9 protein-coding genes and 1 pseudogene are annotated in these 15,183 nt (G+C 47.5%); 1 reads left to right on the top strand and 9 read right to left on the bottom strand.

Annotation, left to right across the window (positions count from 1 at the left end):
• Nucleotides 1-11 precede the first annotated feature (11 nt).
• The 5 genes and pseudogenes from EL173_RS10430 to glgB all read right to left on the bottom strand — a co-directional run bounded on the left by EL173_RS10430 (nt 12) and on the right by glgB (nt 8,410).
• Nucleotides 12-2,423 (bottom strand): glycogen/starch/alpha-glucan phosphorylase, encoded by a 2,412-nt coding sequence (locus EL173_RS10430; RefSeq protein WP_019728285.1) that lies wholly within the window; start codon nt 2,421-2,423, stop codon nt 12-14.
• A gap of 147 nt (nt 2,424-2,570) precedes the next feature.
• Complete coding sequence (gene glgA / locus EL173_RS10435; protein ID WP_005692826.1) at nt 2,571-4,016, bottom strand: glycogen synthase GlgA; 1,446 nt, start codon at nt 4,014-4,016, stop codon at nt 2,571-2,573.
• Nucleotides 4,009-5,178: pseudogene (gene glgD / locus EL173_RS10440) on the bottom strand (glucose-1-phosphate adenylyltransferase subunit GlgD). The gene glgA and the pseudogene glgD overlap by 8 nt, the downstream one beginning before the upstream one ends.
• On the bottom strand, nt 5,175-6,317 hold the full coding sequence (locus EL173_RS10445) for a glucose-1-phosphate adenylyltransferase (RefSeq protein ID WP_005687169.1): 1,143 nt from the start codon (nt 6,315-6,317) through the stop codon (nt 5,175-5,177). Before EL173_RS10445 ends, glgD begins: the two are co-directional and overlap by 4 nt.
• 29 nt (nt 6,318-6,346) lie before the next feature.
• Nucleotides 6,347-8,410, bottom strand: coding sequence for a 1,4-alpha-glucan branching protein GlgB (glgB, locus tag EL173_RS10450; protein ID WP_015764582.1), 2,064 nt, complete (start codon nt 8,408-8,410; stop codon nt 6,347-6,349).
• 361 nt (nt 8,411-8,771) lie between these two features.
• Between glgB and EL173_RS10455 the strand changes: the two genes are divergently transcribed.
• Nucleotides 8,772-9,803 carry a branched-chain amino acid aminotransferase gene (locus EL173_RS10455; RefSeq protein WP_015764583.1) on the top strand — a complete coding sequence of 344 codons (1,032 nt, stop codon included), beginning with the start codon at nt 8,772-8,774 and terminating at the stop codon, nt 9,801-9,803.
• A 151-nt stretch (nt 9,804-9,954) separates the two neighbouring features.
• On the opposite strand, the gene EL173_RS10460 is transcribed toward EL173_RS10455, so the two are convergent.
• The 4 genes from EL173_RS10460 to EL173_RS10475 all read right to left on the bottom strand — a co-directional run bounded on the left by EL173_RS10460 (nt 9,955) and on the right by EL173_RS10475 (nt 14,801).
• Nucleotides 9,955-10,857, bottom strand: a complete 903-nt coding sequence (locus EL173_RS10460; protein ID WP_015764584.1) for a sortase domain-containing protein — start codon at nt 10,855-10,857, stop codon at nt 9,955-9,957.
• A 374-nt stretch (nt 10,858-11,231) separates the two neighbouring features.
• Nucleotides 11,232-12,062: a YitT family protein gene (locus EL173_RS10465; protein ID WP_015764585.1), complete on the bottom strand. Its 831-nt coding sequence runs from the start codon at nt 12,060-12,062 to the stop codon at nt 11,232-11,234.
• Between the two features lie 103 nt (nt 12,063-12,165).
• The gene (locus tag EL173_RS10470) at nt 12,166-14,097 is read right to left on the bottom strand and encodes a fructose-1,6-bisphosphatase (protein ID WP_019728303.1); all 1,932 of its coding nucleotides are present in this window, start codon (nt 14,095-14,097) and stop codon (nt 12,166-12,168) included.
• Between the two features lie 302 nt (nt 14,098-14,399).
• Nucleotides 14,400-14,801 carry a Spx/MgsR family RNA polymerase-binding regulatory protein gene (locus tag EL173_RS10475; protein WP_005697320.1) on the bottom strand — a complete coding sequence of 134 codons (402 nt, stop codon included), beginning with the start codon at nt 14,799-14,801 and terminating at the stop codon, nt 14,400-14,402.
• Nucleotides 14,802-15,183: the final 382 nt, after the last annotated feature.

The raw sequence follows: 15,183 nt of genomic DNA on the forward strand, positions 1-15,183 counted from the left end.
CATGTAACGCATCAGTTGCCTGAGCCATCATCTTCTGGCGTTTGCGGGACCACATGCCAAATGTCGCGACCATAGCGCTGAACCGTAAAGTCTGCGGAAAAGCGCCCACTTTCTGCAATGTTTACCAACGCTTTCTTCGCCCAGGCTTGCGGCTGTTGATACAAGGCATCCAGCTTGGCATTAGCGGCTAAGTAACTTTCAAAGTCAGCTAACACAAAATATTCATCGTTATACGTCAGCAAGGAATTGAAGATATCGCGGCCTTCCGTTTCAATTCCCGGAATCTGGCCATTAACCAGCATATCCAACACCGCATGCAAGCGCGGATCCTTTTCATAAAAGTCGCGGGCCCGGTAATCACCGCGCTGATAATAACCGGCAATCTCATCTTCGGTTAAGCCGAAAATTTCAATGTTATCATCGCCCACCGCATTTTTAATCTCGATGTTGGCCCCATCCAGAGTTGCTAAGGTTAACGCGCCGGCACTCATGAGCTTCATGTTACTGGTGCCACTGGCCTCTTTACCGGCTGTGGAGATCTGCTCGGAGATATCAGCAGCAGGGATGATCTTTTCAGCCATCGTCACACCGTAGTTAGGTAAGAAAACGACTTGCAAATAAGGGCTGACTTCCGGATCACCGTTCACCATATCCGCTACCGCATTCATAACCTTGATGATCTCTTTGGCATAAACATAACTGGGTGCGGCCTTGGCTCCGAAAATATGCAGGCGTTTCGGTCGTTTTTCACCGCTTTTAAGCGCTAAATAGGCATCTAAAATTCCTAATACATGTAAGAGCTGGCGTTTATAAGCATGCAGCCGTTTAATCTGCACATCGAAAATAGCATCCGGGTCAACCTTAACGTGCACGGTTTGATCAATGTACTTAGCCAATGCCCGTTTATTTTCGGCTTTAGCGGCATTCAGGTCGGACAAAAAGTGCGGATCATCGCTGAAATCATGTAACTTCCGCAATGCCAACGGATTTTTCCGCCAGGTAGTGCCAATTTTTTTATCCAGTAAGTGCGCCAGCGGACGGTCGCCGATTTGAATCCAGCGCCGTGGGGTAATGCCATTGGTCTTATTATTGAACCGCTCCGGAAAAATCTGGAACAGGTCGTGCAAAACATCTTTTTTCAATAACTCACTATGGATCGGGGCCACGCCGTTGATCGCGTGAGAGCCAATGGTTGCTAAGTAAGCCATCCGTACCTGCCCGTTACCTAAAGGAGCAATGCGATCAATCATGGCTTGCCCAAACTGCGGAACAAAAGCCAGACGGAAGCGCCGATCGATTTCCTGAACGATTTGATAAATCCGCGGCAACAGACCGCTGAACATATCAATCGGCCAGACTTCAAGTGCTTCGGATAGCAACGTATGGTTGGTGTAACTCATAACCTTTAATGTAATCCGCCATGCCTCGTTCCAACTGACATGTTCATCATCCATCAAAACCCGCATCAACTCAGGAATCGCCATCGCCGGGTGGGTGTCGTTAATATGAATCGCAACCCGATCGGCAAACCCTGCCATACTGTTATGCGTCCGCCGGTAATGACGAACAATGCTCTGAATCCCGGCACTGGTAAAGAAATACTCTTGGCGCAACCGCAATTCTTTTCCGGCATTGTCAGAGTCATCCGGATACAAGATCTGGGTGATTTGATTGATGCGTTCTTTTTGTTCCAAGGTAAACCGCGAGCCGGCATTAATCGGCGCTTCAGCGGACCATAGCCGCAGATTGTTCACGACGCCATTGTGATACCCGACCATGGCAACATCATAAGGCACGGCTAGTACATCGTCAGTTTGGTGATAGATCACCCGCAAATTACCGCTGCGACTTGGTTTTAATTCCACCCAGCCGCCGAATTTAATCGTGACCGCCCGATTTTCCTTGCGCGTCTCCCATGGGAACCCATTGCGCATCCAATCATCTGGCAGTTCAACTTGATAACCGTTAACAAAGGCTTGTTTAAATAACCCATATTGATAGCGAATGCCATTACCGTTGCCGGCCATCCCCACACTGGCCATCGCATCCATGAACGCTGACGCTAATCGTCCAAGTCCACCATTGCCTAACCCAGGATCAGCTTCGGCATCAAAAATCTTCTGCGGATGCAACTCCAAGGCATGTAACCCTGCCTCGACCGCATCCAAAATACCCAGATTCAGCAAATTAGACTGCAACAGCCGACCAGGTAAAAACTCGATTGAAAAGTAATAAACCTGTTTGGTCTCTTCTTGATCATACCGCTTCTTGGTGTCAGCCCAAGGTTGGGCAATGTATGTCCGCGTCAACAAGGCCAATGCCTGATAAAGCTGTTGTGAAGATAGGTCTTCAAGCGGTGCCGCATACATTTTCAAGGCCATGTCTTTAAAGTCTGCGATGAATTGTTCCTTTGTTAATGCCATCAAATATACACCTCATCAAAATTAAACCATCGCAACCATTTTGGCGAACATGAACAACGAGGTCTCATCGAATGTCCGATCCGCAGCTAAGACGAAATGCCGTCTTGTCGGCTGTGACTTTCATTCGACATGACCTCGCGATGACACTCATGCTTTACCTAGGATGCGATTATACCCCTTCAAGTAAGCCGCCGCCGAATGATGCCAATCAAAGTCCATCGCCATAGCCTGTTGTTGCAGACGGGCATAAACTTTTGGCTCATCGGAATAAACGTGCTTCGCCATGCACAGAATCTTGGCCAACACGCCGGCATTGTAATCCCAGAAACTAAAACCGGTACCAGCGCCGGTTTCGGCATTGTATGGCGTGACAGAATCACGCAGGCCACCGGTTTCATGCACAATCGGCAACGTACCATAACGCATCGCCATCATCTGCGCCAATCCGCTTGGCTCAAACGCGCTTGGCATCATGAAGTAATCGGCACCGGCATAAATCCGTTGCGCCAACGCTTCATCAAAATCAATTCGAACCGCCAATTGCCCTGGGAAGCGATCTTGCAACGACAGAAGATCCTCTTCCAAGTCGCGATCGCCGGTACCGAGGATTACGACCTGGACGTTATTTTGAACCAGGAAGTTTTCCAAGGCATCAACGAGCAAATCGGCCCCTTTTTGCCGGGTCAGCCGACTCACCATCGCAAAAAGCGGATCCGAACGTTTTGGCAGATGCATTTCTTCTTGCAAAACGCGTTTGTCTTTCGCTTTGCCTTTTAAATCCTTGGCACTGTAGTTATACGTCAAATGCGGGTCGGTTGCCGGATTATAGACTTCATCATCAATGCCGTTCAAGATCCCGACTAATTTACCACTTTGTTTGCGTAAAGTGCCATCCAAATGCTCGCCAAATGCCGGTGATTGAATCTCCTGAGCATAACTGGGGCTAACAGTCGAAACCAGATCAGCAAAGTTAATCCCGCCTTTTAGCCAGTTCACCGAGCCGTCCTGGGCAAAGCCGTCATCATTAAAGCTTTGCCGTCCGATACCAAACACCGTGTCCAGAATCGACGGCGGAAACCATCCTTGAAATTGCAGATTATGGATGGTTAGCTGCGTTTTAATCGCTTGATAAGGTTGAATCCAGCCATACTTTTCCTTCAATAGCACCGGAATGAACGCTGTGTGCCAGTCATTGGCATGAATGATATCGGGAATCCACTCAATCACCTGCAGCATTTCAATCACGGCCATTTGGAAAAAGCCAAACCGGCCGCCGTCATCCCAATAACCGTATAAGCCGTCCCGGTCAAAATATTGTCGGTTATCAATCAGATAATAGGTGACATCGCCTAGCTTAATCGTTTTAAGGCCGACATAAACCGGCTGTCCGCCTATTTCAATCGTAAAATGAGTCAGATTTTTGACTTTAGGCAAATACTTCGCTGGAAATTTGCGTTCGTAAAAAGGAATTGCCACCCGAATGTCAACGCCTTGTTTCTTAATGGCTTTAGGCAATGCATAGGTGACATCGCCTAAGCCCCCGGTTTTATAAAACGGCGCGCTTTCGGCTGCGGTAAAAAGTACTTTAAGCACGGGCCGTCACCCCCTGGCCATCTGGTTGAAAAACTTTCTGATTCTTGGCAAACACTAATGGTTCTTCCGGTGTGCCTTCCAAAGCCAGATTCGGTCCAATGATAACACCTTTGTCTAAAATTGCGTATTTCACGCTGGAACCGGTCCCGATCTTGGTGCCTTGCATCACAATACTGTGATCCACCAAGGCATCGCGATGAATATGCACATTCCGGAAAAGAATCGAGTGATTGACTTCCCCTTCAATAAAATCACCGGTCCCTAACAAACTGTTGGCAACATGGGATTCGGTTGAGAAAAATGTCGGGATTTCGTTCTTGTTCTTGGTTTAAATCGAGTTAGCACTATATAACAAAGCTTGGTAGTTTTGGTCTTCTAACATGCTCATGTTGGCGTCAAAGTAACGCTTGATCGTATTGAGTTTGGCCAAAAAGCCGGTATATTCAAACGCGTTGGCATTGTTTTGCAAAACCGCTTCCCGCATAATCTGTGGCAGACGTTTAAAAGTCGGCGCTTCCGAAGCATCGGTGAGCAAATCGATCAAGTCAATCGTGCCGATCAGGTAAATATCCATGAACGCCGGAATCTTGCCTTCTTTAAGGTGTCCCCGATTCTCCGCGGCCGGAACAACCGAGCTTGCGGTTCCCAATTCGGTCATATCCAAAGTCAGATCTTCCGGTTGCATGGCAGCTTCCGGCAGATTCTTATACACCGCCGTTACCGGACTTTCACCAGCTTGATGGTAGGCCACAATCGCATCAATATCGACATTGGCGACATTTTGGGTTCCCATGATAATGGTATATTGAGCGCTGCTTTTACGCAGAAACTGAAGATAATCGTCAAAATACCGTGCCCGCAGCTGCGGATCTTCATAATCGCGGCCAGCCATGTACGGATACGTGAAAACACCACCTGTTATCTGGTCCATATTCCAGGTTGAGCCGCTGCGGATATGATCCGTGACACTACGACCCGACTTGGGCAGGAAAATCGCCACACTGCGTACATTTGCATGATCCAATGACGACAGCGGAAAATCAATGAGACGATAACGCCCAGCAAATGGCAGCGTTCCAATCGGGCGGGCTGCTGTCAATGGCTGAATTTGGTCATCTTTTTCATTCAGATCAATGATTGCTGCTAAATCGCCTTTTCTCATTCTTTTTCAGTCCTTCCTAGAACTTCCCCATAACCAACAACACTAATTTCGTCCGGTTTGCCGATCACCTTACCGTTATCCCCAATGATCGCATTTTCGCCAACAATGGCATGATCCACAGTGACATTCTTGCCGATCACGGCGTTTGGCATGATCATGCTGTCTTTGATCACGGAACCTTCGCCAATCTTGACATTCTGGCTCAGGATACTGTGTTCAATGGCACCGGCAACATAGCAGCCATCCACAATCATGGAGCCTGACACTTTGGCGGTCTTGGTTAAAAACATTGGCGGCAAAGCTTCATTCTGGCTGAAAATCCGCCAATTGCGATTGCCGATGTTCAATGGATTATTCGGATTCAAGAATTCCATGTTGGCTTCCCACAGACTCTGAATCGTCCCGACATCTTTCCAATAACCACGGAACGCATACGCATAGCTGGCTTCGTTATGGGTCAGGTAGGCTGGGATGACATCGTGCCCGAAGTCTTCCATCGCCCCATCGGTTGCATAGCTTTCAGTCAAATACTGTTTAAGGGTTGGCCAGTTGAAAATGTAAATCCCCATTGAAGCCAAGTTGCTCTTAGGCTTAGCCGGCTTTTCTTCAAATTCAATAATCCGATCCGTGTCATCGGTGTTCATAATCCCAAACCGCTTGGCTTCATCTTTGGCAACCGGCATAACCGCCACGGTCAACGAGGCTTTTTTGGCCTTGTGGTAATCCAACATGGCCTGATAATCCATTTTGTAAATATGATCACCGGATAGAATCAGTAGATATTGCGGATTATAAGAATCGATATACGCAATATTTTGATAAATCGCATGCGCGGTACCTTCAAAGAACTTTTCGCCTTCACTTGACGCGTATGGTTGCAGAATCGTAACCCCGGCACCACGCTCGTTGAGTCCCCAGCTCGCCCCGTTTTGAATATGCCGATTCAATTCAAGCGGTTGATACTGGGTAATGACACCTGCCGTATTCACCCCTGAATTAGCCAAGTTACTTAAGGTGAAATCAATAATCCGATAGCGACCTCCAAAAGGTACCGAGGGCTTGGCAGTGGTTTTGGTTAGTTTACCCAACCGTGTGCCTTGACCCCCAGCGAGAATGATACCTAACATTTCAGTACTCATGATGACGGCGCAACTTGCGCCTTCCCCCCTCACTTCTTCTTATGCTTCTTAACAATCAGGTCTTTTTTCACCGGTTGCGTTCGGGCAGGCGCCGTCCCCCAGTCGCGTTGATGACTGATGGCCGGTCGTTCCTGATTTGAAATTGCCAGTGGCGGCTGCTTTCCGGAAAGTGCGGCTGGCCGCTGGTGGTGCTCAGTCGCCAACTTTTTAGGCAACGGCTGCAGTTTTTTGGGAACAATTAGTAACGCGCCCATTGCTGGCAAAATCACATCTAACCAAGCCGGCTCGCCGTAATGATCACCTAGTCGGGCGGTTAAAGTCGCCTGCCATTTGGTCCAGGTACCGCCAAAGTCAAGGTTTTCCGTATTCAAAAGAATCGTGTACGTGCCCAAGCTTGGGACTGGCACGCGGAAGTGGTCTTTTTGCACCGGGACAAAATTTAACGCGACCACCGTGAAGTCATCTTTTTGCTTGCCATAACGGATGTAACTCATGACATCCGGTTCATCCGCCATTGTGATCTTAGTGCCAAGTGGTTCATGATCCTGTTGCCACAGACTCGGTCGGTTTGTATAGATATGATTCAGCGTTTTCGTAAAAGTTTGCATTTTATGGTTCATCGGGTCTTTCAAATCAACCCACTCAAGCTCGCTCCAGTCACGCCATTCAAGGAATTGACCCCACTCACTGCCCATGAATAATAGCTTTTTCCCCGGAAACGTCATTTGCCACACGTACATGGTGCGTAGATTGGCAAACTGGTTGTACCGATCGCCCGGCATCTTGTGCATCAGGCTCTTCTTCCCGTGAACGACTTCATCGTGGGAAAATGGCAAAACGAATTGTTCGTTATACATATACATAAATGAAAACGTCAATAAATTCATATCACTGTGGCGATAAACCGGATCTTCTTCAAAGAACTTCAGCGTATCGTTCATCCAGCCCATGTTCCATTTGTAATTGAACCCTAGGCCACCGGTATTAATCGGCGCGGACACCTTAGGATAGGCTGAACTTTCCTCGGCCATCATCAAGACATCCGGATGCTTGGCAAACACCTTCGTATTCAGCTGCTTCAAAAAGGCAATGCCCTCAAGATTATCGCGGCCGCCAAACCGATTGCGATCATTTTCTTTGCCGGCGTCATAATCCATGTACAGCATATTCGAGACCGCATCAACGCGCAGCCCATCAAGATGACAATGATCAAGCCAGTACATCGCGCTGGAAATCAGAAAGCTTTGCACTTGTGCTTTGCCTAAATCAAAATTCCAGGTTCCCCAGCGAACATTTTCGGCGCGGTGCGGATCGGTGTATTCAAACGTCGGGGTACCATCGAATTGAGCGAGCATATCGGTATTCTTAATGAAATGCCCTGGCACCCAATCCATGATGATGCCCAGCCCGGCGACGTGAGCGGCATCCACCAATCTCAGAAAATCTGCCGGGTCGCCAAACCGGCTTGTCGGGGCAAAGTAGCCCATCAGCTGATAGCCCCATGAAGCGTCAAGCGGGTGCTCCATCAACGGCAGAAACTCAATATGGGTATAACCCAGTTCCTTGACGTAAGGAATCAGCTTATCAATCGCATCCTGATAGGTCATATACCCGCCATCCGGACCGGCATGTGTATCGCGGATAAAAGAACCTAAGTGTACTTCATAAATTGCCAAGGGTTCATCATACGGTCGCCACTTACTACGCTTGCTTAGCCACGAACCGTCATGCCATTTGATTCGCGGAATATCAACCAGTCGGGCAGCGCTGCCTGGCTTACGTTCAAATCCAAACCCATATGGATCAATCTTTTCATGTGTGGCCCCATCCGGACTGACCACCTGGTACTTATACAACTGTCCTTTCTTGGCTGCGAGTTCGCCGTACCAACAGCCGGTTTCTCCTTGCCGGGTCAGCGGACTGCCGCGCCAATCGTTAAAATCGCCGACAACTTTAATCTGTTGTGCATGTGGCGCCCAGACGAGAAACGACCATTTGCCAGGTGAAACTTCATGGGCACCAAACCGATTGTAACTTTGAAAATCCTGCCCTGAGTTGAAGAGGTATAACCAATCTTTTAATCCTTGGATCATGATCACTCCCCCAATCACATCATCCGACTCGTTGCATGTGGTTCAAGCATCACGAATATTTCCTTCCGCCACAAGTGTAACAGCACAACCATGAAAAGGCTCAAGAAACGCTCACCGGATCACTTTTTTTAAATCTGACCACCCTTACTTCCAAGAGGAATATAATCCTCCTCGCCGTTAATTGTAACCGCTTTCCGAAAATATTAACAGTAAATACAATTTTTCCGGTTGAGTTATTTGTGAGAATAATCTAACATAAGAGCTATATTATTTAATGAAAACACAATGTTAGACTAAACCGATTCCGGTACTAGGCAAGTTTGTGTTTTGGCAATTGCAACCAACCACTGGAGGGATGACGATGAGCGTCGATATTGATTGGAACAATCTAGGATTTGATTACATGCAACTGCCTTATCGGTATGTTGCCCACTGGAAAGACGGCGCTTGGGATGACGGCACCTTATCAAGCGATCCCAATTTAACTTTGAATGAAGGTTCGCCAATTTTACATTATGGGCAAGGTGCTTTTGAAGGACTCAAGGCTTATCGCACCAAATCAGGAGCCATTCAGCTTTTTCGTCCGGATCAAAATGCCCACCGTCTGCACAACTCAGCAGAAAAACTTTTAATGCCACCGTTTCCTGAAGATCGCTTCATTGAGGCGGTCAAACAAGTCGTTGCCGCTAACCATGAATACGTACCGCCATATGGCACCGGCGCAACTTTATACTTACGTCCCATGTTAATCGGCGTTGGCCCTAATATTGGCGTTGCCCCCGCCAAAGAATATATCTTTGATGTTTTCGCGATGCCGGTTGGTCCTTACTTTAAAGGCGGCATGGTGCCAACCAAGTTTGTGGTGGCCGATCAACATGACCGTGCTGCTCACTACGGCACCGGTCAGGCTAAAGTCGGTGGTAACTATGCGGCCTCGCTACAAGCCGGAAAGTTTGCCCACGAACATGGTTATGGCGATGCGATTTACCTTGACCCGATCGAACATAAATATATTGAAGAAGTGGGTTCAGCTAACTTTTTCGGTATCTCTAAGGACGGTAAAACCCTTAAAACACCGAAATCCCCTTCGATTCTGCCAAGTATTACCAAATACTCAATCTTGGCGTTGGCACATGATCGCTTCGGCATGAAAACCGAAGAAACCAAGATTGCCATCACCGATTTAGATCAGTTTGGTGAAGCAGGCGCGTGCGGAACTGCAGCGGTCATTACGCCTATCGCCAGCATCACATACAACGATCACGAACATGTCTTCTATTCCGAAACCGAGGTCGGCCCACATACTCAGGCGATTTATAACGAACTCACGGGTATTCAGTTTGGCGACGTCCCTGCACCAGACGGCTGGATTGTCAATGTACCCGTTGATTAAAGCAAACGTCACGCACCGATTTCAAACTGCAAATTAAAAGCAGCTGTCAACGCATCTTCATGCGCTGGCAGCTGCTTTTGTATTGCCATGGATATCGCGATCTTTCTTCTAAAACTCATCCAAACAAACTGACAATTTCGATTCACACCTGTTAGCGAGCAAAGGCAATTAAGCGCCAATAATCACCAACACAAGTCTGGAGCGTAATGCGCTGACCACCACCTGTACCGGTAATTTCGTTCCAAAGATCCTGACCGTCAGCTGTAACGGCTTCAGGCGAAACCTGAACTAACCGATAAACGTGATACGTGCGCGGACTTCCGGCGGCATCGGTCACCGTAATTGGCGAACCGATACCAAGCGAAAGCATCGCAGCAAACGCACCGGGATTATGCCCGATAAAGTGCGTATTCTGCCCGCTGACGTTGCTGTAATTTGCCTGACCGCCCCAAGTTGCGGCACCGTTTATTGGCGCGGCGTCCATACTTTCATTACCAATAATGTACGGAACGGTGACCCCGGCAAACATTAATACCCGACTCGCATATGCCGCTGCCGGTTTCGCCGGTTGTGCTTGCGGCTGAGCGGTTGGTTGGTTTGCCGTTTGATTCGTGGCGGCCGACGCGGTTTTAGCCGGTGCCGCCGCAACGGTAAATTGCGCGGTCGATGTGCCAGCGGTTGCGGTTCCGGCTGACGCATTTGAAGCTGACGCAGCGGAACTTGTTGATGAACCGGTCTGATTGGTTGCCGACGCGCTAACAGCACTTGGTTGACTTACTTTTGTCTGGCCGGATGATGCCGGGTCAGACGATTTAACGACTGCTTGACCTGAGCGAACACTCCAACTAGGATGCGCTGCCGCCTGAACTTTTTCTGGCGTCACCGCAGCGGTTGCTCTGAGTAAATCGCTCGATGTGCTTACATCATTAGCTTTCTCCCTTGTGCTGGTGCGCAATCCGGCCAAGTCTCGGCTCTGAATTGTATGACTGACTGTGGTCGTACCAAACAGCCCGCCCAATACAAGAGCGAAAGTGATCAGACTTCTGCGAAACATATAGACTCCCCCAGTCCATATTGCAAAATGACTTACCACACTATTAACTTCGAGATGGCCATCTCTTGATTTAGATTATGCACAATTTAATGAAGTAGGTAAACAAATATGCTTACTTTTAAAAAGTCACTTTTGTTATTTATAATCAGGATAATACTTGATAATAAGCGGTTTTGGTTTTTTAAGGCCAAATTATCAAAGAAATCTTTTTAAAAGTTGGTTTGCGGTGTTTTATAAATATTGTTATTTTTAGGCCTTACTCAGCTCGTTTATCCCCGTCATTTCAACAAAAAAACGCCCAGTGAACAAATATCGTCACTGAGCAATTTATCATGATGTTTAATCTTTAAAAATTCGAAAAACCGATTAGCAACTCAAATACTACCGCCATGAACTTCAGTCGCGGCTACGGTCAGAATAAAGGCATCGGGATCAATACCATGAATCAGTTCAATCAGGCGCCGGAAATCACTTTGCTCAACGACGACCATCAACATCTCCCTGTTTTCATCTGAAAAGCCGCCGACAACCGGTTGTACCGTTAACCCGTGTGGCGTTTCGTCACGAATCCGCTGTTTCAACATATCCAGCTGATCGCTCATGATGTAAACGGCTTTTTTACGGTCAAAGCCGGTTTCGACATAATTCATGACCAGACTCGTGATCGTGAGTGCAAATACAGCAAGAATGAAGGCCTCAACACCTGACACCGGAATATTGAAGAGCGAAACGATGACATCCGTGATCAGTAACATAACAGACGGCTTCAAACCAAAATATTTCTTGAAAATTAGCGGCGGTACCGTCGTTCCACCGCTGGAAGCATCCATTTGGTAAAGCAAGCCGACCCCAAAAGCAAATACCACACTCCCGACAATAATGGCCAATAGCCGATCGGTCACAAGGTTAATCTCAGGCGTGATCCACAAAAGTAATGGCAGCATGAAACTGCCAAAAAGAATGCGTTTTAAGGTGCTGCGATCGAGGAAAAACCATGCTAGCCCTAGCATCAGCAGATTAACAGCCATGGTGGTTAAGCCAACTTGAATCCCGGCCACTTCCTGAACCAGAATCGCGATCCCGGTTGCGCCACCAGCAGCCACTGCATGCGGGGCGTAAAACATATTGATACTCACCGCAATAAGCGCAAGCGCCGCCATGATCCACAGCCATTTCAGCACCGGATGTCGCATCGTTTTTTGCATCAAGCCACCCTTTCTATGGTTATCCATGTTTCTAACTTATTATGTTAATAACTATACGGGATAAAATGCTTGCTGACAAACAACGCTCATTTTAAAACCGTGGTTAGTCACCATTTCGTAACTCAGCAAGGCGTCGTTTTAACACCTCCACCTCAGCCTGCAGCGCGGTGCCAATATCGGTTTCTGCCACGGTACGGCGCCGGGCTTCGGTTTCAACAACGCGGCGAGTGGAAATAATGTCAGTTAAATTGGCAATCGCATCGGCCTTGGTCGTAAACGGCTGATGGGTGACCAGCTGCATGCCATAAGAATTATCCAGCAGGGTATACCCGCCAATCCCGGTTGTTTTTTGGTAAGGCTTTGAAAATCCGCCGTCAATGACAATCATTTTGTTATTCGCCATGATTGGATCGGTTCCTTTTTTAACCGGCGTATGACCATTAATCACGTGACCGACTTCCGGATCAAGCACAAACTCACGCAGAATCTTTTTGATGAAATCAGGATCCTTGCGCAGGTGATAATAAGCATTACGGCCTTCTGCATGGGTCGCCGGATCCTTGATAAAGTACCGCTCAAATGTGGTCATGTCGTGCTTGCCAAAAAGGGGTGAATTCGGACCGGTCCACAGATACCACAACAGGTCAGTCGCCAAATCCGCCTTTTCCGTGGGCTGACTGTAAGCGAGGCGCAAATTGGCTTCCAGCATGTCAAACAACTGCCGGCCTGTATAAGTCGTGCCTTCAATCGTTAAACCAATGAAATTGCCATCTTCATCAACCGGCACGCACCCGTGTAACAGCAAATTGCGATTATACCGCAGATACATACTGCCGCGATCCATCAAAAAGTCCATATGGCGATGCAACTTTTCCGAATGAGTGAAGGACTCGACTAAGGAATCAATAACCTCTTGCTCCTCCTCCAAAAGTCGATAAGGATCAGCCGGGTCAACCGTCGCAAAACAGCCATTGGTGATGGGATAAGTATGCCCGTTCAGCTGAATCGTGGAAAAATCCGCAGCTAACTTATCCAGCAGCAACCGATGATCCATTTCAAATTCCGGACGCCGCTTGATGGCCGGGCCTTCAAGTTTGAACTGAATCATGGCAATTGCCTGATGAATCTGGGTGATTTGTAACCGTTCCGCCTCGGTAATTGGTCGATCCGAGCGCCCCATTTTAGGCGAAAAGGCCGGATTATCCTGATAATATTGTTCCGCCAAGCGTGCTAAATGGCGCAAATTAATCCCATAAACATCTTCAAGAATGCTTAGATTGTTATACCGGGCTGAAATCCGAACCAGATTGGCAATGCATAGTGCCGAACCAGCTGCACCACCGATCCATAAAATATCATGATTGCCCCACTGAATATCCACCGAATGCCGCTGATCACGCTTGATCAAACTCTCGACTACCTGATCTGGCGCCGGTCCCCGATCATAAATATCGCCCACAATGTGAAAATGATCGACCGTCAGCCGCTGAATCGTCCGACACGTCGCCTCAATCCACTCATCGGCCTGCTCCAAAACAATCAAGTTACGAATAATCTGCCAATAATAAGCCAGCTTATCAGGCGTGTCCGCATCGTTATACAGTAGCTCTTCGGTAATATAAACAAACTCCGGCGCCATCGCCTTACGCACTTTCGAACGCGTATATTTAGTCGCGGTAAACGCCAGCAAGCGAATCAACCGGCGAAAAGTGGTCAGATACCACTGCTGCAAATCATCCCCTTGCAATTCCTGATGAATCGCAGCCAACCGTTCCGACGGGTAATACACCAAAAAAGCAAACCGCTGCAAAGTCGTCTCGGTCATCTCATCCCGAAAACATGAACGGATCTTGCTCTTCACATTACCGCTGCCATTGCGCAGAACATGCTGAAACGCATTATATTCCCCGTGAATATCACTCATAAATGCCTCAGTCGGCTTAGGCAGGTTTAAAATTGCCTCCAGGTTGATAATCTCGGTGGCAATGGCCGGAACCGTTTGATACTTGGCCGTCAATTCACTGTACAAATCCATGATGCAGCTCCCTTTCGCATAGACCAATTTTTGACTCATGGCAATATGATAGCATAATTTCAGTCTTTGTATACGGTTTCAACATTTTCCAAGAAAATTATAAATATCTGCTAACCCTCAGCGTGCTTTGCAACTTGATGGACGCACAAGTTGGCGCTGCCTTTCTGCCATAACAGGCTAAAAACTATACCAACCAAGATTCCTTATTGACTGTTATTCATACCACTAAAAAAACCACCATTAACGATATTCTGTATCGTTAATGGTGGTCAAGCACCGCATGTGACGCTGGTTGGCACACTTCACACACTCGATGTATTTAACAAAGCCGTCCAAAGCTTTTGCCGCCGGACTTCACGTGGTAAAAAGACCCGGACAGAGTCTTGATTAAACCCAAACAACAGTCGGCGTTCATCCACAATGATCGGACGGCGCAGGATAGCCGGTTTTTCTGCCAACAAATCAACCGCCTGCTTTAGTGATAGCGCATCGAAATCAATGTCAAGTGCCTGAAATGCCTTAGATCGGCGCGAGACTAAACTATCAACGCCATCCTCCGACCGCGCCAAGAGCTCAAGAATCTGCTCCTTGCTGATACCTTGCTTTGACAACGAAATTTCCTGAAATGGCAACCCATTGGCTTCTAACCATGCCCGAGCCTCTCGACTTGATTTCGAAGAACCCGACGTATACAACTTAATCATCCAATCACCCCTCGCAGAAACAACAGTATATTTCTATCGTTTCCTAGCTAATACCACCCACATGCTCGTTGCTAACAACATTCACCGGCTTATATTGATTCACCCAAGACACTTTTTTATTATCTTAATGATAACTTAACACAACGAGACTCATATGACAATAAATAAGCGTTTACACAGTGACCACTCTGGTTATGACTCATCAATATCAGGCCAAAGCACATCTAGCAGTTAAGTGATGAACGGTTATTATAAAGCTTAAGTCTCACCAACAATAAATAACAGCATTTACAGCCAAATTAAGTCAATATAAGTTTGTGAATTTTTAGCATAAAATCTGATACATCAGTTTCATATCAGCGGTTGGTTCTCTTTAAATTTA

It is taken from the genome of Lacticaseibacillus rhamnosus, assembly GCF_900636965.1.
Classification (GTDB): Bacteria; Bacillota; Bacilli; order Lactobacillales; family Lactobacillaceae; genus Lacticaseibacillus; species Lacticaseibacillus rhamnosus.

Coding starts and splice junctions, on each gene's coding strand:
- EL173_RS10430 (WP_019728285.1), bottom strand. CDS start 2,423: ATGGCATTAACAAAGGAACAATTCATCGCAGACTTTAAAGACATGGCC.
- EL173_RS10445 (WP_005687169.1), bottom strand. CDS start 6,317: ATGAGTACTGAAATGTTAGGTATCATTCTCGCTGGGGGTCAAGGCACA.
- glgB (WP_015764582.1), bottom strand. CDS start 8,410: ATGATCCAAGGATTAAAAGATTGGTTATACCTCTTCAACTCAGGGCAG.
- EL173_RS10455 (WP_015764583.1), top strand. CDS start 8,772: ATGAGCGTCGATATTGATTGGAACAATCTAGGATTTGATTACATGCAA.
- EL173_RS10460 (WP_015764584.1), bottom strand. CDS start 10,857: ATGTTTCGCAGAAGTCTGATCACTTTCGCTCTTGTATTGGGCGGGCTG.
- EL173_RS10465 (WP_015764585.1), bottom strand. CDS start 12,062: ATGCAAAAAACGATGCGACATCCGGTGCTGAAATGGCTGTGGATCATG.
- EL173_RS10470 (WP_019728303.1), bottom strand. CDS start 14,097: ATGGATTTGTACAGTGAATTGACGGCCAAGTATCAAACGGTTCCGGCC.
- EL173_RS10475 (WP_005697320.1), bottom strand. CDS start 14,801: ATGATTAAGTTGTATACGTCGGGTTCTTCGAAATCAAGTCGAGAGGCT.